The sequence below is a fragment of the Streptomyces deserti genome (assembly GCF_054782695.1).
Genome location: NZ_BAAGRZ010000004.1, coordinates 1 through 20,674, shown reverse-complemented (window position 1 = coordinate 20,674; position 20,674 = coordinate 1). Strand labels below are relative to the sequence as shown.

15 protein-coding genes are annotated in these 20,674 nt (G+C 71.0%); 9 read left to right on the top strand and 6 right to left on the bottom strand.

Annotated elements, in window-relative coordinates:
* Positions 1-294 precede the first annotated feature (294 nt).
* The 5 genes from ACYVMZ_RS10275 to ACYVMZ_RS10255 are packed head-to-tail and all read left to right on the top strand — an operon-like array spanning position 295 to position 5,835.
* A complete protein-coding gene (locus ACYVMZ_RS10275) occupies positions 295-3,441 on the top strand; it encodes a sensor histidine kinase (RefSeq protein ID WP_461077893.1) in 3,147 nt (1,048 codons plus the stop codon).
* On the top strand, positions 3,438-3,872 hold the full coding sequence (locus ACYVMZ_RS10270; protein ID WP_461077891.1) for a roadblock/LC7 domain-containing protein: 435 nt from the start codon (positions 3,438-3,440) through the stop codon (positions 3,870-3,872). The genes ACYVMZ_RS10275 and ACYVMZ_RS10270 overlap by 4 nt, the downstream gene beginning before the upstream one ends.
* A 9-nt stretch (positions 3,873-3,881) precedes the next feature.
* Positions 3,882-4,277: a DUF742 domain-containing protein gene (locus tag ACYVMZ_RS10265; RefSeq protein WP_461077889.1), complete on the top strand. Its 396-nt coding sequence runs from the start codon at positions 3,882-3,884 to the stop codon at positions 4,275-4,277.
* 24 nt (positions 4,278-4,301) lie between these two features.
* Positions 4,302-5,243, top strand: a complete 942-nt coding sequence (locus tag ACYVMZ_RS10260) for a hydantoinase B/oxoprolinase family protein (RefSeq protein ID WP_461077887.1) — start codon at positions 4,302-4,304, stop codon at positions 5,241-5,243.
* Positions 5,224-5,835: a GTP-binding protein gene (locus ACYVMZ_RS10255; RefSeq protein ID WP_461077885.1), complete on the top strand. Its 612-nt coding sequence runs from the start codon at positions 5,224-5,226 to the stop codon at positions 5,833-5,835. The genes ACYVMZ_RS10260 and ACYVMZ_RS10255 overlap by 20 nt, the downstream gene beginning before the upstream one ends.
* A gap of 71 nt (positions 5,836-5,906) precedes the next feature.
* Here the strand turns inward: ACYVMZ_RS10255 and glpK are convergent, their stop codons facing one another.
* The 3 genes from glpK to ACYVMZ_RS10240 all read right to left on the bottom strand — a co-directional run bounded on the left by glpK (position 5,907) and on the right by ACYVMZ_RS10240 (position 10,467).
* Complete coding sequence (glpK, locus tag ACYVMZ_RS10250) at positions 5,907-7,430, bottom strand: glycerol kinase GlpK (protein WP_461077883.1); 1,524 nt, start codon at positions 7,428-7,430, stop codon at positions 5,907-5,909.
* A gap of 20 nt (positions 7,431-7,450) precedes the next feature.
* Positions 7,451-8,200, bottom strand: coding sequence for an MIP/aquaporin family protein (locus ACYVMZ_RS10245; protein WP_461077881.1), 750 nt, complete (start codon positions 8,198-8,200; stop codon positions 7,451-7,453).
* Between the two features lie 641 nt (positions 8,201-8,841).
* A complete protein-coding gene (locus tag ACYVMZ_RS10240) occupies positions 8,842-10,467 on the bottom strand; it encodes an EAL domain-containing protein (protein WP_461077879.1) in 1,626 nt (541 codons plus the stop codon).
* A 227-nt stretch (positions 10,468-10,694) separates the two neighbouring features.
* Between ACYVMZ_RS10240 and ACYVMZ_RS10235 the strand changes: the two genes are divergently transcribed.
* Positions 10,695-11,504: a M15 family metallopeptidase gene (locus tag ACYVMZ_RS10235; RefSeq protein WP_461077877.1), complete on the top strand. Its 810-nt coding sequence runs from the start codon at positions 10,695-10,697 to the stop codon at positions 11,502-11,504.
* Positions 11,505-11,551: 47 nt separating this feature from the next.
* Complete coding sequence (locus tag ACYVMZ_RS10230; protein ID WP_461077875.1) at positions 11,552-12,088, top strand: NUDIX domain-containing protein; 537 nt, start codon at positions 11,552-11,554, stop codon at positions 12,086-12,088.
* Positions 12,089-12,090: 2 nt separating this feature from the next.
* Here ACYVMZ_RS10230 and ACYVMZ_RS10225 read toward each other — a convergent pair whose 3' ends face one another.
* Positions 12,091-14,457, bottom strand: coding sequence for a glycoside hydrolase family 31 protein (locus ACYVMZ_RS10225; protein ID WP_461077873.1), 2,367 nt, complete (start codon positions 14,455-14,457; stop codon positions 12,091-12,093).
* A gap of 212 nt (positions 14,458-14,669) precedes the next feature.
* Here ACYVMZ_RS10225 and ACYVMZ_RS10220 point away from each other — a divergent pair, with 212 nt between their 5' ends.
* Together ACYVMZ_RS10220 and ACYVMZ_RS10215 are read left to right on the top strand one after the other, a co-directional pair.
* A complete protein-coding gene (locus tag ACYVMZ_RS10220) occupies positions 14,670-16,637 on the top strand; it encodes an acetoacetate--CoA ligase (protein ID WP_461077871.1) in 1,968 nt (655 codons plus the stop codon).
* Positions 16,638-16,965: 328 nt separating this feature from the next.
* Positions 16,966-17,856: a hypothetical protein gene (locus ACYVMZ_RS10215; protein ID WP_461077869.1), complete on the top strand. Its 891-nt coding sequence runs from the start codon at positions 16,966-16,968 to the stop codon at positions 17,854-17,856.
* Between the two features lie 69 nt (positions 17,857-17,925).
* On the opposite strand, the gene ptsP is transcribed toward ACYVMZ_RS10215, so the two are convergent.
* Entirely contained in the window at positions 17,926-19,596 is a 1,671-nt protein-coding gene (ptsP, locus tag ACYVMZ_RS10210) for a phosphoenolpyruvate--protein phosphotransferase (protein WP_461077867.1), read from the bottom strand.
* A gap of 78 nt (positions 19,597-19,674) precedes the next feature.
* Positions 19,675-20,124: a PTS sugar transporter subunit IIA gene (locus ACYVMZ_RS10205; protein WP_461077865.1), complete on the bottom strand. Its 450-nt coding sequence runs from the start codon at positions 20,122-20,124 to the stop codon at positions 19,675-19,677.
* Between the last annotated feature and the right edge of the window lie 550 nt (positions 20,125-20,674).

Below are 20,674 nucleotides of genomic sequence, written 5' to 3'. Positions count from 1 at the left end.
CGCCCCCATTTCCCGTAGAGAAGGACGAACGACGCGTCACGAAGATTCCCACCGATGGAAAAATTTCGGCCAATAGCCCAGGCGCATGCTGTGGATTGGCCCGCACGATCACCACCGGATTCCGGGCGGCAATCTCCCGCAATGGCCGGACAACTCCCCATCACTCGTGGCCGGTACGGAGGTTCAGCTTCCGCACCGCTCTTCGAGATACCTGCGCGTCGGTAGTAGGCTCGCGCCGTTTGTTGACGCACATGTGTACCCCCTGTCGGTCGGGGGGCTGAGCTGGGGGAGGCCATGCGCTTTCGCGGGAAGTCCATCCGCCGGAAGATCGTGGCGCTGCTTCTCGTGCCGCTGGTGTCCCTGACCGGGATCTGGGCCTTCGCCACGGTGCTCACGGGACGTGAGGCGGGCGATCTGTTCAACGTGTCGTCCGTGGTGGAGAAGATCGGCTATCCCATCGAGGACACCGTCCGCGTCCTCCAGCAGGAACGCCGTCAGACCCTCGTCCACCTCGCCGATCCCCGGGCCTCCGACGGACTCGCAGCGCTCCGGCGCAGCCGGACCGCCACGGACGAGGCCGTCGCGGGCATCCGCGCGAACGCCAAGGACCCGGACGTACGCGACGCGATGGGCGAGGACACCGACGAACGGCTGACCGCCGTCCTGGACGCCTTCGACGGCATCGAGCCGTTGCGCCGCAGCGTCGAGGACGGCACCGTCAACCGCTCCCAGGCCCTCGACCTCTACAACCGGCTGGTCGACCCCTGCTACGTCCTGCTCGCCAACCTGCACGTCGTCGACAACGTCGAACTCGACAAGCAGTACCGCGCGCTCGTCAACCTGGCCCGCGCCCGCGAACTGCTCTCCCGCGAGGACGCCCTCCTCGGTTCCGCCCTGATCGTCGGCAGGATCTCCCGTGCCGAGGCGCGGGACATCTCCGACCTCGTGGCGCAGCGCACCCTGATGTACGACGTCAGCCTGCCGCTGCTGCCCGCCTCCGAGCGCGACCGCTACGGCAGCTTCTGGAAGAACGCCTCCTCCGCTCCGCTGCGCGTCGCCGAGGAAGCGGCCGTCTCCTCCGGGACCGGCACGCCCGGCAGCGTCACCGCGAAGAGCTGGGACACCGCGGCCGGGAACGTGCTCGACGAGCTGGGCACCCTCAACGACCAGGCCCAGGACCGCTATCAGGACCGCGTGCGGCCGGTCGCCATGGGCGTCATCGCCAAGGCGGTCATCGCCGGCGTCCTCGGACTGATCGCCCTCCTGCTCTCCCTCTTCCTGTCCGTGCGCGTCGGCCGCGCCCTCATCCGCGACCTGCGGCAACTGCGCCTGGAGGCCCACGAGGCGTCCGGCGTACGGCTGCCCAGCGTGATGCGCCGCCTCTCGGCGGGCGAGCAGGTCGACGTCGAGACCGAGGTCCCGCGCCTGGAGTACGACAAGAACGAGATCGGCGAGGTCGGCCAGGCCCTCAACACCCTGCAGCGCGCCGCCGTCGAAGCCGCCGTCAAGCAGGCCGAACTACGCGCCGGGGTCTCCGAGGTCTTCGTCAACCTCGCCCGCCGCAGCCAGGTCCTGCTCCATAAGCAGCTCACCCTGCTCGACGCCATGGAGCGCCGGACCGAGGACACCGAGGAACTCGCCGACCTGTTCCGGCTCGACCACCTGACCACGCGCATGCGCCGGCACGCCGAGGGCCTGGTGATCCTCTCCGGTGCCGCGCCCTCCCGGCAGTGGCGCAAACCCGTCCAGCTCATGGACGTCGTACGCGCCGCCGTCGCCGAGGTCGAGGACTACGAGCGCATCGAGGTACGCCGTCTGCCACGGATCGCCGTCACCGGCCCGGCGGTCGCGGACCTCACCCATCTCGTGGCCGAACTGCTGGAGAACGCCACGGTGTTCTCGCCGCCGCACACCGCCGTCCAGGTCCTGGGCGAGCGGGTCGCCAACGGCTTCACGCTGGAGATCCACGACCGTGGCCTCGGTATGACGGCCGAAGCGCTCCTGGACGCCAACCTCCGGCTCGCCGAGACACCGGAGTTCGAGCTCACCGACACCGACCGGCTCGGCCTGTTCGTGGTCAGCCGCCTCGCCCAGCGGCAGAACGTCCGGGTCTCCCTGCAACCCTCCCCGTACGGCGGCACCACCGCCGTCGTCTTCGTCCCCGACGCGCTGCTGACGGACGACGTCCCCGACACCAACGGCATCGGCTTCCGCCTCGACCGCCCCCAGCGCGCCAAGGAGAGCGACCCGCGGGAGAGCCGCCGTGCCGCACTCTCCCAGGTGCCCGTACAGCTGCCCGGCCTGCCCGCCTCGCTCCTGGACGGCCCGGTCGAACTGGAGGCCCCCGTCGACCTCGACGCCCTGGACGACTTCCCCGACGCGCTGGAGGAGGACGGCGAACACGGCGGCCTGTTCCGACCCCGCCGTCCCGGCACCCGCGCCGAGGAGGAGGCCTCCGGCCGCCGCCGTGAGCCGCACCGGCAGGCCCCCGGCTCCCGCGGCGCACCGGACCCGGCCGACACGGAGGACGAGCTGAGCCCACCGGTCCCGCTGCCCCGCCGCCACACCCCGAAGCTGGTCAGTTCGCACGGCCGTCCGGTCACCGAGCAACGTGGCCGGCGGGACAGGACGGACGAGGAGACCGCGACCGGCGCCGGCCGGCCGGAAACGGAGGCCCCGCTGTCTCTCCCGGCCCGCCGTCGCGATGCCGAGCCCGCGAGCGACCAGGGAACGAGTCGGTCCGGGCAGGAGCCTGCGCCGTCGCTCCCGATGCGCCGCCGTGGTGAGGGTTCCACCAGCGGTCGCGGTGCGACCGGGCCCGGGCCGGAACCGGCGCCCTCGCTGCCGGTCCGCCGCCGTGGCGAGGAACCCTCGACCGGCGGGACACAGGGCCGGTCGGGACCGGACGCACCGCCCCCGCTGCCCGCCCGCCGCCGTGGCACCGACCCGGCGCACCGGGGTACCGGCGCCGACGAGCCCACCGAATCCCCGGAGTCGCCCGGTCGCACCCTCGACGACCGACCGGAGACCCCCGACCTGCCCAGGCACCCGTCCGGCACTAAGATCGTCCCGGGCGGCGGCCCGGAGACCACCCGGCGTTCCGGAGCGGTGCCGCAGACCGGCTCCGGCCCCATGCCACCGGAGAGCGGATCCGCACCGCTGCGGCCCGGCGCCGGCTCCGACCCGCAGGGACTCCCCTCCGGCACCACACCGCTGCCCCGGCGCGTACGGCAGGCCAACCTGGCCCCGCAGCTCAAGAAGAGCTCCCAGCGGCGCACCGAGGACACGGCCGAGCCCGTCGAGCGGGACGCCGAGGAAGTACGCAGCCGTATGGCCTCGCTCCAGCGCGGCTGGCAGCGCGGCCGCGCAGAGAACGCCGCGGGCGACGACGCCCACAGCGGCACAGCACCACAAGGAACGACTAAGGGGGACGGTCGATGACCGCACCGAAGGCGACCGGCCACACCGCAGCCGACAAGGGCGAGCTGAACTGGCTCCTCGACGACCTGGTGGACCGCGTCGCGAGCATCCGCAAGGCCATCGTGCTCTCGGGAGACGGCTTGCCGACCGGCGTGTCCAAGGACCTGACCCGGGAGGACAGCGAGCACCTGGCCGCCGTCGCCTCCGGGTTCCACAGCCTCGCCAAGGGCGTCGGGCGCCACTTCGAGGCCGGCAACGTGCGGCAGACCGTCGTCGAGCTCGACGACGCCTTCCTGTTCGTCACGGCCGCCGGAGACGGCAGCTGCCTCGCCGTCCTGTCGGACGCCGACTCTGACGTCGGACAGGTCGCCTACGAGATGACCCTCCTCGTGAAGCGGGTCGGCGTGCATCTGGGCACCGCTCCGCGCACCGATCTGCCCGCAGGCGGGTAGTGGGATGACATGAGCGCAGACGGTCAGGGAAGAAGCCACTGGTTCGACGACGAGGCCGGACCGGTGGTCCGTCCGTACGCCATGACGCGCGGCCGCACCACCAGTCCGGCCCAGCACCGCCTCGACCTGATCGCGGTGGTCGTCACGGAACCCCACGCGGACGATCCGGAAGCGGACCCCGCCCTGTCCCCGGAACACGTGGACATCGTCGAACTGTGCCGTGACACTCCCCAGTCGGTCGCCGAACTCGCCGCCGAACTCGACCTGCCGATCGGAGTGGTACGGGTCCTCATCGGGGACCTCGTGGACGCGGAACTCGTCCACGTGAACCGGCCCGTACCCCCGGCCGAACTGCCGGACGAGAGTATTCTGCGCGACGTGATCAACGGCCTCCGAGCACTGTGAGCGGCGCGGAAGCGGGGTAGTGACGTGACAGGCTGGCAGTTCTGGGTCGACCGAGGCGGCACGTTCACCGACATCGTCGCGCGGCGCCCGGACGGCCGGCTGCTCACGCACAAGCTGCTGTCGGACAACCCGGCGCGCTACTCCGACGCGGCGGTCGCCGGCGCCCGCGTCCTGCTGGCCGGCTCCGGCGACCCCATCGAGGCCGTGCGCATGGGCACGACGGTCGCCACCGACGCCGTCGTGCAGTTCCTGTATGTCTTCCGCACCCTCGTCGCCGACGACATCCCGCTCAACGACGGCTGCCTGCGCCCCCTGAAGACCGTCGTTCCGCCCGGTTCCCTGCTCGCGACCGAGCCCCCGGCCGCCGTCGTAGCGGGCAACGTGGAGACCTGGCAGGCCATCACCGGCGCCCTGTACGCGGCGCTCGGCGTGCAGGCCGAGGGCTCCGGGACCATGAACAACGTCACCTTCGGCAACGAACGCCACCAGTACTACGAGACCGTCGCCTCCGGCTCCGGCGCGGGCGACGGCTTCCCCGGCGCGCCCGTCGTCCAGACACACCTGACGAACTCGCGGCTCACCGACCCCGAGGTCCTGGAGTGGCGACTGCCCGTCCGCCTCGAGGAGTTCGCGGTCCGGCGCGGCAGCGGCGGCGCCGGACGGTGGCGCGGTGGCGACGGAGCGGTGCGCCGCATCCGGATCCTGGAGCCCATGACCGTCTCCACCCTGTCCCAGCACCGCAGGGTGCCGCCGTACGGCATGGCGGGCGGCGAGCCCGGCGCGCTGGGCGCCGACCGGGCGGAGCGCACGGACGGCACGGTCACCGAGCTCGGCGGCAGCGACTCGGCGGACGTCGGCCCCGGCGACGTCCTCGTCATCGAAACCCCCGGCGGCGGAGGCTACGGCCCACCGTCGCACGACCCCCATCACGCAGGAGAAGAGATCGATGATCTTCGGGCGTTCTGAGCGCGGCAAGCCCCCGGTCGAGCCCGTCACGCTCAAGATCCTGGTGGCCGGCGGCTTCGGCGTGGGCAAGACCACGCTCGTCGGCGCGGTCAGCGAGATCAGGCCGCTGCGCACCGAGGAACTGCTCACCGAGGCCGGGCGCCCGGTCGACGACATCAGCGGTGTGGAAGGCAAGCACACCACCACCGTGGCCATGGACTTCGGCCGCATCACGCTGCGCGAGGACCTGGTGCTGTACCTCTTCGGCACGCCCGGTCAGGAACGGTTCTGGTTCATGTGGGACGAGCTGTCCGAGGGCGCGCTCGGTGCCGTCGTGCTCGCCGACACCCGCCGCCTGGCGGACTGCTTCGCCGCCGTCGACTACTTCGAACGGCGTTCCATACCGTTCCTCGTCGGCGTCAACTGCTTCCAGGGAGCGGCCCGTTACCCGGTGGAGGACGTCCGCCAGGCCCTCGACCTCGACGACGACGTACCGCTGGTGATGTGTGACGCGCGTGACCGGGAGTCGGTCAAGGAGGTCCTCATCGGCGTCGTGGAGCACGCGATGGCGTACGCGGCGGACCGCCGCCGGACCAACGCCGTCACCACCTGACGGAGCGGCCCGTACCCCCGCCGACCGGGGTACGGGCCGCAGTCCGGAAAACGACGCCCACGCGCGTGTGCCTAGCTGCCGCCGTCCTCGTCCTCCCAACCGAAGCTCCTCTCCACGGCCTTGTGCCAGTTGCGGTACTCGCGGTCCCGCACCGACGCCTCCATGGCCGGCGTCCACTCGACGTCCTTCTGCCAGTGCGCCTTGAGCTCGTCGAGGTCGTTCCACACGCCCGTGGCGAGCCCGGCCGCGTAGGCGGCGCCCAGGCAGGTCGTCTCGGAGACCTTGGGCCGGACCACGGGCACGTCGAGCACATCCGCCTGGTGCTGCATGAGCAGGTTGTTCTTCGTCATGCCGCCGTCGACCTTCAGGGTCGTGATGTGCACCCCCGAGTCCTGGTACATGGCGTCCACGACCTCGCGCGTCTGCCAGCTCGTCGCCTCCAGCACCGCACGCGCGAGATGTGCCTTCGTGACGTACCGGGTGAGCCCGGTGATCACACCACGCGCGTCGGAGCGCCAGTACGGCGCGAACAGGCCGGAGAACGCGGGCACGATGTACGCCCCGCCGTTGTCCTCCACGCTCGCCGCCAGCGGCTCGATCTCGTCGGCGGTGCGGATGATGCCGAGCTGGTCGCGGAACCACTGCACCAGCGCGCCCGTTATGGCTATCGACCCCTCCAGGCAGTAGACCGGCGCCTCCTCACCGATCTTGTAGCCCATCGTCGTCAGCAGCCCGCTCTTGGACGCCACCGGCCGGTTGCCGGTGTTGAGCAGCAGGAAGCTGCCCGTGCCGTACGTGTTCTTCGCCGTGCCCACGTCGTAGCAGGCCTGCCCGAACACCGCCGCCTGCTGGTCGCCCAGCGCGGAGGCTACGGGCACCCCGCCGAGCTGGCCGATGGCGGTGCCGTACACCTCGGCCGAGGACTTGATCTCGGGCAGCACGGCCTCGGGGATGTTCATCGCGGAGAGGATCGAGGAGTCCCACTGGAGGGTCTCCAGGTTCATCAGCATGGTGCGCCCGGCGTTGGTCACGTCGGTGACGTGCTTCCCGCCGTCCGTGCCGCCGGTGAGGTTCCAGATCAGCCAGGAGTCGATCGTGCCGAAGGCGATCTCGCCGCGTTCGGCGCGGGCCCTCAGATCGGGCACGTTGTCGAGCAGCCAGGCCGCCTTGGGGCCGGAGAAGTAGGTGGCCAGCGGCAGCCCGGTCTGCTCGCGGAAACGGTCCTGCCCGTCGGAGCCGCCCAGCTGGTTGCACAGGGCCGCGGTGCGCGTGTCCTGCCACACGATCGCGTTGTGCACGGGCTTGCCCGTCGCCCGGTCCCACAGGACCGTCGTCTCCCGCTGGTTGGTGATGCCGAGTGCGCTCAGCTGGTCGGCGCGCAGCCCGGCCTTGGCGACCGCCCCGGCGACCACCGCCTGAGTCTTGGACCAGATCTCGGTGGCGTCGTGCTCCACCCAGCCGGGTTTGGGGAAGATCTGGCGGTGCTCGCGCTGGTCGACGGCGACGATCGCGCCGTCCTGGTTGAAGATGATGCAGCGGCTGGAGGTGGTGCCCTGGTCGATTGCGGCGACGTACTTCTCGGCGTTGTCCGTCATGGCTACCCCTTGGGCTGGATTCAGAAGGCGATGTTGTAGATGAGACCCGCGAGCGCTCCGCCGATCAGCGGGCCGATGACCGGGACCCACGCGTAGCCCCAGTCGGACGTGCCCTTGTGCGGAATCGGCAGGAAGGTGTGCACGATCCGTGGGCCGAGGTCGCGCGCCGGGTTGATGGCATAGCCGGTCGGCCCGCCGAGGGAGAGGCCGATACCGACGACGAGCAGCGCGACGATCAGCACGAGCATGCCGGACTCGCCGAGACCCCTGGTCAGGCCGAAGGCGAGGATCGGTAGGACCAGGGCGATCGTCGCGATGATCTCGGTGATCAGGTTGGCGACCGGGTTCCGGATCTCCGGGATGGTGGAGAAGATGCCGAGCGTCGGTACCGGTTCCTCCTCCGTGCCCTCCGTGGTGCCCACATCCCTGACGTTGGCCCGGAACTGGGCGAAGTAAGTGAGGTAGCACAGGACGGCGCCGAGCATGGCACCGACCAGCTGGCCCAGGACATAGATCCAGACCTTGTCCCACTTGCCGGTGTCGATGGCGATACCGAGGGTGACGGCGGGGTTGATGTGGCCGCCGGACAGGGGAGCGGCGGTGTACGCGCCGGCCAGCACACCGAACCCCCAGCCGAAAGCGATCACGGTCCACCCCGAGGCCCGCGCTTTCGAGTATCTGAGGGTGACTGCGGCGCAGACTCCCGCGCCGAACAGTATGAGGATCGCCGTACCGATGATCTCGCCGACGAAAATGTCTACGTTGCTCATGGCGGCTCCTAGGCCCTTGCCCGGGGCGTCGGCCCCGGTCCTCCGTGCGAGGTGCGGTTCCCATGGCGACTTCAGCCGAAGGCAGGGAGTCCCGCGCCCCGCCCGGCGTCCGTGACGAGCGTGCCGTCGCAGCCGAATCGCCCGTGGGGGAATGGGCCTTGACGCAGGAGGGCCCCGTGGCGCGGTGCCGGATTACGCCGAGTATGTACGACGATGTCGACTGACACCGGAAGTGTTCACCGGCACCCCTGGGGCGTCAAGGTCGCTGACGCCAACGGTTGAGACCGGACGGACGGCCGCTTTTTCATCAGGTTCGCACAGGCCGGCGCTCGGCGCCTGCCAAGCCGAAGGCGGGCAGCCGGGCGACCGGCGCCGGGGCGGCCCGCAGCGATCAGCTGAGCCCGCGGGGCGGACGGGCAGAGGCGATGGTTCGGCACCCGCCGAGGCCCGGCCACGAGCGATGCCGCTGCTGGACCGAGCGGAGGCCGAACGGCTCGGCCGATGACGTCGCCCGAGCCGCCTACGCAAGCACCGGCCGTCGTGCAGGAGGCATGCAGCGACTACAGGCCCACCCGGCTCACGCACCCGGCTCACTCACCCGGCTCACCCTCCCGGCTCCCTCACCGCGGATGGCGCGGCGCTCACCCGGCAGGCGCCGACGCCATCTCCGAGCCACGGCGGATCTCATGCCCGGGCACGCCCGCCCGCCCCAGCACCCAACTCGCCCCCCGCAACGCCTTCGCCGCCTTCTTCAGCGGCGCCAGACAGGCGGCCGCCTGCCGGTGATCCGTCACGCTGCCCGGCGCGCACACCACCGTGGCCAGCGACAACGTGACCGGGCGGCCACCCGCCGACCAGGGCGCGTCCAGCACGGCGGCCGCCAGCGGATCCAGCCGCTCCGGATCGGTCAGCACCAGGAAGTCGTCCCCGCCGATGTGCCCCACGCGCGTGCTGCCGGACGCGGCCTGCTGCAGCGCCCGTCCGACCGACCGGATCAGCTCGTCGCCCGCCGCGAAGCCGGCACCGTCGTTGACCTGCTTGAAGTGATCCACGTCCAGCCAGCTCAGCGCGAACGTCCGCGCTGCCGCGATCCGCCGGTCCACCTCACCGGTGATGGCGTCCGAGCCGGGCAGCCGCGTCAGCGGATTGAGTCCGGCCGCCTCCTCCACCCGGCTCTCGGCCAGTGCCCGCACGAGGTCCGCCAGCCGTACGACGCCCACGCACCGCCCATACTCGTCGACGACGGCCACGTCGTCCGAGGTACGGTCCCGGTCGCCGACCGCCACCACGTCCAGGACCTCCCAGGCGGTGGCGTTGATGCCCACCGTGCGCGGCGGATCACCCAGCTTGGCGGCGGGCCGGTCGGCATACAGGGCATGTCCGTAGCGCCCCGACATCGACAGCAGGAAACGGGACCGGTGCACCGACCGGACCGGCACCCCGGCCGTGTCCACGAGCAGCACCCCGGACACGTCCGGCGACCCGGTCAGCAGGTCCCGTACCTGTCCCGCGGACGCGGTGGCGGGCAGCAGCGCGGCGGGCCGCACGAACTCCCGTACCGACGGGCCGGACGGGGGCGTGGCCACCACACCGGGGCCGCGAGTCGGAACGTACACGTCCGCGGCGGGCAGCCGGGCCGGCGGCGCGAACAGTTCGCCCTGCGCCAGCTGCGCACCGGCCGACAGCGCGGTCGCGCACTGTCCCTCCGTCTCCACGCCCTCGACGGACAGGAGCGCTCCCAGCCCGTCGCACAGCGTCCGCATCGCCCGCACCGCCGCGGGCCGCGCCAGCAGCGACCCGTCCAGCTTCACCAGGTCGGGAGAGAGGTCCGTGAGCAGCCGCAACGGCACGTCCCCGTCCCCGACGCCGTCCGCGCAGATCCGGAAGCCCTGGCCGCGCAACGCGGTCACCGCCTCCAGCAGGGACTGCTGCGGCACATGCGTGCAGGGCGGGCTGACGTCGATCGTCACCTCCCACGGCAGCCGTCCGGCCTGGCGCACGGCGTCGTGCAACGACGGCAGCCCGCCCAGGTCGGCGAGCGTGCCGGCGAACACGTTGATGTGCAGCGGCAGCAGCGTCTCCTTGCGCACCGCCGCACGGACCGCCGACACCGCCAGCCGGACATCGAGTTCGGGATCGCGGCGGGCCTCGGCCAGAATGCCGCCGGTCTCCGGGCGGGCGAGTATCTCCAGCCCTGCGACCCCGCCGGTCGTCAGGTTGACCACCGGTTGGAAGGCGAAGCGGAGAGTATCCGTCCAGGAGCGCACGGGAGCATGATGGCTCCGCCGCAACAGGCGCAAGCCCAGTTCATGAGACGTTCACGCAGGATTCCGGCGTGATCACAGAGCGTAGAAGGATCTCGCCGAGTCCGCTGTACGCCGGTGAGAACGCGTTCGTACGCCGACACGGGTGTTCGTACGACGTGAGACGCCGGTCGTGGACCGGCGGGACGTCGGTGTGTCATGGGAGTCCCGGCCTGGGCAGAGGCAGATACATGACACGACTCTCCAGCGCGCTACGCGGTCTGCTCACCGTGCTCACGACCCTGCTCGCCGTGACCACCGCCTCCGCCCCCGCCCAGGCGAAGACCGAACCCAAGGCGCCCGAGGACTTCGTGGCCCTCAGAAGCGTGGACCCGACGATTCTCCAGGAGATGCGCTACTTCACCCTCCACAACTTCGTGGGCCAGCGCATCGACGGCTACCAGCAGCCCATCTGCATCCTCACCCGCCCCGCCGCCGAAGCCCTCCACAAGGCCCAGAAGAAGCTGCTGCGCCAGGGCTACGCCCTCAAGGTGTACGACTGCTACCGGCCGCAGCGCGCCGTGGACCACTTCGTGCGCTGGGCCCAGGACCTCGACGACCAGGCCATGAAGGGCGAGTTCTACCCGAACGTCGACAAGGCCCGGCTGTTCGCGGACGGTTACATCGCGGAGAAATCCGGCCACAGCCGCGGCTCGACCGTGGATCTGACCATCGTGCGGCTCCCGGCGCGGCCGACCCGGCCGTACCACCCCGGAGAGCCCCTCGTGCCCTGCTTCGCGCCCCAGGACGAGAGGTTCCCCGACAACTCCGTCGACATGGGCACCGGCTTCGACTGCTTCGACACCCTCTCGCACACCCTGGACCCGCGCGTCCAGGGCGAACAACGCGCCAACAGGCTGCTGCTCAAGAGCACCATGGAAGACCTCGGCTTCGTGAACCTGGCCGAGGAATGGTGGCACTACACGTACAAGCCCGAGCCCCACCCGGACACCTACTTCGACTTCCCGGTGTCCTCCAGGTCGCTCACCGGCAACAACTGAGTCGCCTCCCGGAGACGTCGCTCCCGTGATCGGATACAGTCCGCCGCGTGTCCGAAACTCAGCACTCCAGTTCCAATCCCGCGCCGAACTCCCACTGTTCGAGCTGCGGCGCGCCCTACGAAGAGGGCGTCTCCGGCTGGCCCCGCACCTGCCCGGCGTGCGGCACGGTGGCCTACCGCAATCCGCTGCCGGTCGCGGTCGCCCTGCAGCCCGTGTACGACACCAAGGGCACCGCCCTGGTCGTCATCACCCGAACCGTCGCTCCCGCGCGCGGGGGCACGGCCCTGCCCGGCGGTTACATCAACGACCGCGAGGACTGGCGGCAGGCGCTCGTCCGCGAGCTCAAGGAGGAGACCGGCATCGACGCCGCGAGCCGCGACGTACGGCTCGTCGACGCGATGAGCTCGCCCGACGGACACCTCCTGCTGTTCGGGCTCCTCCCGGAACGCCCCGCCGAGGGCCTGCCGCCCTCCGCCGCCACGGACGAGACGGAGGGCTGGCACCTCCTGCGCAGGCCGGAGGAACTCGCCTTCCCCCTGCACACCCTGGCCGTGCGGGCCTGGTTCGAGGGCCGCTACGTCTGAGCTCAGCGCTCCTGGAGCCCGCGGACGCGCACCGGGTGAGGCGGCTCGCTCCCGCCGTCCTCACCCTCCCGCTCGATGACGACCCGACGCCCCTCCCAGCGGGCGGTGTAACGCTCGATCTCCGGCTCGTCCCAGCCGTCGCCCGCGTCCGGCACGACCAGCCCACCTCCGGTCCGGCCCTGCGCGGGCGCCCACACCTCCAGTTCCAGCCCGCCGTCCTCGCCGCGCACGGGAAGGACGGCACCCGCGCGCGCGAACACCGGAATCCGCGCCAGGGGAGCGTCGACGAGCACCTGCGCCGGCCCCTCGTACGCCCGTCCCGTCGACGTGTCGTACCAGCGTCCCCTCGGCAGCTGCACGGCACGCCGGTCCGCGCCCGGATCGAGCACCGGGGCAACCAGCAGGCAGTCACCCAGCAGGAAGACGTCCTCACAGTCCCGCAGCGCACGCTCCTCAGGCGCCGACCACCACACCGGCCGCACATAGGGCGCCCCCGTACGACATGCCAGATGCGCCAGCGTCATGAAGTACGGCAGCAGCCGACGTCGCTCCAGGAGCGCCACGCGCGCGTGCTCCAGCACCTCGGAACCGAACTCCCACGGTTCCCTGCGTCCGGCCCGCAGACTCGCGTGTGTGCGGAACAGCGGCAGGTACGCGCCCAGCTGGAACCACCGCAGATACAGCTCGGGCGACGGATTCCCGTCGAAGCCTCCGATGTCCGGCCCCGAGTACGGAACTCCGCACAGCCCGAGCCCCAGGACCGACGCCAGCGACGCCCGCAGCCCCGGCCAGCTCGTGGCCACGTCACCGGACCACGTCCCGCCGTACCGCTGCATGCCCGCCCACCCGGAGCGCGAGAACACGAACGGGCGCTCCTGGGGCGCCAGCTTCCGCAGCCCCTCGTAGCCCGCCCTGGCCATGCACAGCGCGTACACGTTGTGCGCCTCGCGATGATCGCCGCCCCGTCCCTCCAGCGCGTGCCGGGCCGAACGCGGCAACGTGGTCTCCCCGAAGGCCGCGAACGACGTCGGCTCGTTCATGTCGTGCCAGAAGCCCGAAAACCCCTGGGCGAGCCGCTCCTCGTACAGGCCGCCCCACCACTCCCGCACGCGCGCGTGCGTGAAGTCCGGAAAGACCGCCTCCCCGGGCCACACGACTCCCCGCACCACCTGGCCCGAGGCGTCCCGCACGAACGCGTCCTCGGCCGTCCCGCTGTCGTACACGGCGTTGCCCGGCGCGGCCCTGATCGCGGGATCGACGATCGACACCAGCCGGATCCCGTCCCGCCGCAGCTCCTCGGCGAACACCGGCAGCTTCGGGAAGCGCTCCGTGTCCACGGTGAACACCTGGTGAGCGTCGTAGTGGTCGATGTCCAGGTGAACGGCGTCGAGGGGCAGACCGTGCTCCTGATAGCCCGCGACGATCCGCCGCACCTCCTGCTCGCTGCCGAAACCCCACCGCGCGTGATGGTGGCCGAGCGCCCACGCGGGCGGCAGAGCGGGCGCACCGGTGAGCGAGGCCCACGTGAGCAGCACGCGCGCGGGGGTGCCCACCATCACCCAGCAGCGCAGCGGACCGCCGTCCATCCGCAGCTCGCTCGTCCCGGCCCGATCGTGCCCGGACCCCGCGCCCTCCTCACCTTCCCGCAGCGCCACCGTGCCGTCCCACGAGCTGTCGTGGAACATCAGGTGCGTGCCCGCGTCGGCCACCACCAGCTGGACCGGCATCGTGATGTACAGCGGGTTGTCGCTAGGGGCGAAGGCGTAGCCGGGATCGGTGTTCCACAGCCGGTAGGTCCCGTCCCGCAGCCGAGGGCCCGAGGCACGCCCCCCGAGCCCGAAGAACCGCGCGTCAGCGGCCACCTCCGACCGCTGCATCCAGCGCGCAGGGCCACCACCCACCGGCTCCCACCACCGCGGCGGAAGGTCACGGCGCAGGGTCACCCCACCGGGGGTACGCACCTCGATCGCGCCGTGCCGCGAGACGACGACCGTCACCCGCTCGGCCACGACCCGCCAGCCGCCGTCCTTGTCCGGCTCCAGTACCGCCCGCGGATCCGGCTCGGGGCACCGGCCCGCCAGCGCGTACGACGGCTCGGGACCGGCCCCGTCCCAGCCCCAGAAGACCGCCCCGTTCACGGCGACGAGGACCCGCAGCTCGGAGCGGCCGAACCGCACGATGCCGCCACCCGGCCCGGGCTCCACCTCCTGCACGGGGCCGGGCACCCGCGCGCGCTCGGTCCCCCGCGGCGGCAGCCCGGCGGCGTCGGCACGCCGCCTGCGCCACGCGGCCCGTACGGTGCGCACCCCCTGCGCCGCCCCCACCGAACCGACCGCCTTCACCGAACGCACCAGGTCACGACCGTCCATGCTGCTCACCCTGCCATTGAGCGCCCCACGCGTGCGTGTCGTTCAACTGCCGTTCACCCGTGGCGGGACCACATCTTCACGACACGGACTATGTGGAGCGCTCCCTGGTGCGGAAGTCGATCACGTGGCATCGTCCGTGTCAGCCGCGTCACGCGCACACCCAGCCCGTGCGCGGAGGACGCACACGACGCGCACATTCCGGGAGCCGCCCCATGTCGACCGTGAAGCCCCAGCCGCTCCGGCAGCCAGATCCGGAACGCATCGCCAAGGCACAGATCACCAGGTTCCAGGCCTGGGCCGCCGAACACCACGGCGCCCCCTCCGGCGGCGGCTACGCGGCCCTGCACCGCTGGTCCGTCGACGAACTGGACACGTTCTGGAAAGCCGTCACGGAGTGGTTCGACGTCCGCTTTTCGACCCCCTACGCGCGCGTGCTGGGCGACCGTGCCATGCCGGGCGCCCAGTGGTTCCCCGGAGCGACTCTGAACTACGCCGAGCACGCCCTGCGCGCGGCAGCGACCCGCCCGGACGAACCGGCCCTCCTGCACGTCGACGAGACCCACGAGCCGCGCCCCGTCACCTGGGCCGAACTGCGCCGCCAGGTCGGCTCCCTCGCCGCCGAGCTACGCGCTCTCGGCGTACGCCCCGGAGACCGCGTCAGCGGCTACCTCCCGAACATCCCCCAGGCCGTGGTCGCCCTCCTGGCCACGGCGGCCGTGGGCGGCGTCTGGACGTCCTGCGCGCCCGACTTCGGCGCCCGCAGCGTCCTGGACCGCTTCCAGCAGGTCGAACCCGTCGTCCTGCTCACCGTCGACGGCTACCGCTACGGCGGCAAGGAACACGACCGCCGCGACATCGTCGCCGAACTGCGCCGTGAACTGCCCACCCTGCGCGCCGTCGTCCACATCCCCCTCCTCGGCACCGAGGCCCCCGAGGGCGCCCTGGACTGGTCGGCCCTCACGGCCGCGGACACCGACCCCGTCTTCGAGCAGGTGCCCTTCGACCACCCCCTGTGGGTGCTCTACTCCTCCGGCACGACCGGCCTGCCCAAAGCCATCGTCCAGTCCCAGGGCGGCATCCTGGTCGAGCACCTCAAGCAGCTCGGCCTCCACTGCGACCTGGGCCCGGACGACCGCTTCTTCTGGTACACGTCGACGGGCTGGATGATGTGGAACTTCCTCGTCTCCGGCCTCCTCACCGGCACGACGATCGTCCTGTACGACGGCAGCCCCGGTTACCCGGACACGGGCGCCCAGTGGCGGGTCGCCGAACGCACGGGGGCCACCCTCTACGGCACCTCCGCCGCGTACGTCATGGCCTGCCGCAAGGCGGGCGTGCACCCGGCCCGTGACTTCGACCTGTCCGCCGTACAGTGCGTCGCCACCACCGGCTCGCCCCTGCCCCCCGACGGCTTCCGCTGGCTGCACGACGAGGTCCGCGACGACCTGTGGATCGCCTCCGTCAGCGGCGGCACGGACGTGTGCTCCTGCTTCGCGGGAGCCGTACCGACCCTCCCGGTGTACGTGGGCGAGCTCCAGGCGCCCTGTCTGGGCACCGACGTGCAGTCCTGGGACCCGAGCGGCAAGCCCCTGATCGACGAGGTCGGCGAACTCGTGGTCACCAACCCCATGCCTTCCATGCCGATCTACTTCTGGAACGACCCGGACGGCAGCCGCTACCACGACAGCTACTTCGACACCTATCCCGGCGTATGGCGGCACGGCGACTGGATCACCGTCACCTCGCGCGGATCCGTGATCATCCACGGACGCTCCGACTCCACGCTCAACCGCCAGGGCGTCCGCATGGGCTCGGCCGACATCTACGAAGCCGTCGAACGCCTCCCCGAGATCAGGGAATCCCTCGTCATCGGCATCGAGCAGCCCGACGGCGGCTACTGGATGCCCCTGTTCGTGCACCTGGCCCCGGGAGCCGTCCTCGACGAGGCCCTCCTGAACCGCATCAAGCAGACCATCCGGGAACAGCTGTCGCCGCGCCACGTCCCCGACGAGATCATCGAGGTGCCCGGCATCCCGCACACCCTCACCGGCAAACGCATCGAGGTCCCGGTCAAACGCCTCCTCCAGGGCACCCCCTTGGAGAAGGCGGTCAACCCGGGCTCCATCGACAACCTCGACCTCCTCCACTTCTACGAGGACCTGGCCCGCAAACGCGCCTGACCGGCCCTCGCAAGAGTGGTCAGAGTGGTCAGCCTCCACAGGTGGCCGGCCTCGGACTCGCCTAACAGGGCGCTGAAGTCCGAGGCCGCCCGCACCGCGTCGGCCGGCTCGAGTCCGGCGACGGTGAGGCGCGGCCCTCTGGGCCACCGGCGGTCGCGTCACCGCCACTCTGCGCACCGGCCCGTCGGCTGACCGTCTTCATCACCGACATAGCCCCGACCTGCCTGAATCAGCATCCCCCTGGTCCCCGACCGCCTCGCCCGGACGCCGTTGTCAGTGCCGTCGATTACTGTGAGTGAGCATTGATCGACTGCGCACAGGGGGAAACATGGCGCACACCGACCACCAGACCATGCGGCGCGCTCTGCGCCGCGAGATCGCCGGCACCATCGGCCTGCTGACCGACGAGCACGACTTCCGCGCCATGCGGCGCTACCGAACCTTCACCTTCGACGACCACGCCACCTACCTCAAGCAGGTGGAAGGCCTCCTCCGGGCACGCGCCTCCCAGGGCAACCACACGACGGTGACCCTCTTCGACCCGGAGGAGTACGCCGAGTACTGCACGGACGCGGGTATCGACCCCGACCGCCCCTCGAGCCGCGCGCGGTTCACGGCGGAACTCGCGGCGACAGGGCCCGCCATCCCCTACGAAGGCCAGCCCCTGGCCGACCTTCTCCCTGCACTCGTCGACGAAGCCGTCCGCCAGGCCACCTGGGAGTACGCGACCACACTTCTCGCCCGCCTCGGCGCCTGCACCTCCTGCGGAGAGGACATCGGCCGCGCCGCCTTCGTACGTGCATCCGACCTCCTCGTTCGCATCCTCGACACGGCGCCACCAGGCAACCGGCACCTCGTCTGCAGCGTCTCCGGACCGCCGGAAACCCTCGTCGCCGTCCTCCACGCCGACGACAGCGACGGCATCACAGAACTGGACGAGGCCGAAGCGCTCGAATTCACCACCGTCCTGGCCCTCGGCCTCGCCACCGACAGCCCAGGTGGCCTCGTCATGCGCACCAGCGCCCCCGGCACCTGCGACCGCATCTACGGCTGGCGCCTGCGTGCCTACGGCCTCGCACCCCTCACCGCCGGAGAGGTCTTCGACGCCTACTGCACCGACATCGAATCCGGAGACCTCATCTCCCCGGAGTCCAACGTCGACTACTGCGAGCCGCCCGACCTCGGCGAGGAGGAACCGTCCCAGGGACACCGCCACTGAACGCGGAAGGGGCGCCCCACCTCCCGTGGAGCGCCCCTCCGGGCCGATCACCGGCCGGCCAGGTCCGACCTACTCGCCCGACAGCACCGCCTGAGCGGCGTTGCGCGCGTCCTCGGCGCTGTCCGTCGCCCGCGCCGCCGCGGCGGCCCGCTCACACTGCGCCAGCGTGTACTTCGCCAGCGTCGCACGGACATAGGGAATCGACGCCGCACCCATGGAGAGAGAGGTGACGCCCAGACCGGTCAGCACACACGCGAGCAGCGGGTCGGACGCGGCCTCACCGCAGACACCACAGCTCTTGCCCTCGGCCTTCGCCGCTTCCGCGGAGAGCGCGACGAGGTCGAGCAGCGCGGGCTGCCAGGGGTCCTGCAGTCGGGAGACGGCACCCACCTGACGGTCGGCGGCGAAGGTGTACTGCGCGAGGTCGTTCGTCCCCAGCGACAGGAACTCGACCTCCTGCAGTATCGAGCGCGCCCGCAGCGCGGCCGACGGAATCTCGACCATCGCACCGAACTTCGCCCGCAGCCCCGCCTCACGGCACGCGTCCGCGAAGGCCTTCGCGTCAGTACGGTCCGCCACCATCGGGGCCATGACCTCGAGGTAGACCGGCAGACCCTCCGCCGCCTTCGCGAGCGCGGTCAGCTGCGTGCGCAGCACCTCGGGGTGGTCGAGCAGCGTCCGCAGACCCCGCACGCCGAGCGCCGGGTTCGGCTCGTCGGCCGGCGTGAGGAAGTCCAGCGGCTTGTCCGCACCGGCGTCCAGCACCCGCACGACGACACGACCCTCGGGGAACGCCTCAAGGACCTGCCGGTAGGCCGCGATCTGCTTCTCCTCGGACGGCGCCTTCTTGTTGTCGTCCAGGAAGAGGAACTCGGTACGGAACAGACCGACGCCCTCGGCCCCCGCCTCGACAGCGGCCGCCACATCCGCAGGACCGCCGATGTTGGCGAGCAACGGCACCTTGTGACCGTCGGCGGTGGCACCCGGCCCGGTCGAGGCCGCCAGCGCGGCCTTGCGCTCGGCGGCAGCGGCCTGCAACTGCGCCTTCTTCTCCTCGCTCGGGCTGACGAAGATCTCGCCGGTGCTGCCGTCGACAGCGATCACCGTGCCCTCGGCGAGCTCCCCGGCACCAGGCAACGCCACAACGGCCGGCACTCCCAGGGCCCGCGCCAGAATCGCGCTGTGGCTGGTCGGGCCGCCTTCCTCGGTGACGAAACCGAGCACCAGAGCCGGGTCCAGCAGCGCCGTGTCGGCCGGCGCGAGGTCACGGGCGACAAGGACATACGGCTCGTCGCTGTCCGGAACGCCCGGCATGGGCACTCCGAGCAAACGGGCGACGATACGATTCCGCACATCGTCGAGGTCGGCCACGCGACCGGCAAGGTACTCACCGGCACTCGCCAGCAGCTCGCGGTACGCGGCGAACGCGTCGTACACCGCTCGCTCGGCCGTGCTGCCGACGGCGATACGCCGCTCCACATCCGCCATCAGCTCGGGGTCCTGAGCCATCATGGCCTGCGCCTCGAGCACGGCCTGGGCTTCGCCTCCCGCCAGATTGCCGCGCGCAATCAGGTCGGCCGCCACAGCCTCGACGGCCTTGCGGGCGCGCCCCTGTTCACGCTCCGCCTCCTCCGCCGGGATCTGCTTGGCCGGCGGCTCGAGCACCGCCGTTCCCATATGCCGAACCTCGCCGATCGCCACACCGTGGCTTACGCCGACGCCTCGCAGCGTTGTCTCCATCTCACCCGTCTCCGATAGAGCGGCGGGTCCCGCCGCCGCGTTGGTTGTCCTACTCGCCGTCATACGACGGCACTGACGTCACTTCCAGGAGAAGAGACTGTCGCCGGCCTTCACATCGCCGTCGTCACGAAGATCGGAGAGAGCCTCGGCCGTGGCCTCCAGCGCCACGATCGGGCACACCGGGGACTTGCCGGCGGCCTCCACGGCGGCCGGGTTCCAGCGCACGATGCCCTGGCCCCGCGCAACGGTGTCGCCCTTGTTCACGAGCAGCTCGAAACCCTCGCCGTTGAGCTGCACCGTGTCGATACCAAGGTGGGTGAGCACACCGTGTCCGCTCTCGTCGACGACGACGAAAGCGTGCGGGTGCAGAGAGACGATGACTCCGTCGACGGGCGCGACGGCCTCGGAAGGCTCACGTACGGGGTCGATGGCTGTGCCCGGGCCGACCATGGCCCCGGAGAAGACCGGATCCGGCACGGCTGCCAGTGCGATGGCGCGTCCTGCCAGCGGGGACGTCACGGTGGTCATGGGAAGCCTCCCAGGGGTGGAGATCTTTACGCCGTCACTGCCTGTCCCGGACGGCGCAACTGTGCAGCAGGGTATGGCATAGGAAGTACCGGTTCCGTGTGAGAGATCCAGATTAGAGGTCTAGACCGCATCTCTCATCGGTTTGCACCCGCTCGGCGGCTCCGTGTACAGTCGTACGCCTGCTTGGGGTTGAGCGACGCGACCAGGCGTCCTTGCCCGGCAGCAACCCAACTCGCCAGATCCTATCTCGGGGTCGCCTCCTGCATGCCCGCAGGACGGTGGTCAGAGAGCCGGGAAAACGCTGGTAGAGTTGGAAGCACCGAAGGGAAGCGCCCGGAGGAAAGCCGCGAGAGAGTCTCTCGGGTGAGTACGAAGGAAGCGTCCGTTCCTTGAGAACTCAACAGCGTGCCAAAAGTCAACGCCAGATATGTTGATACCCCGTCTCTCCCGTCTGGGAGGGCGAGGTTCCTTTGAAAATACACAGCGAGGACGCTGTGTGCGAGGGGATTATTCCTCCTCTCGCACCGCTCTCGTGATGTGTTCGCCCCGA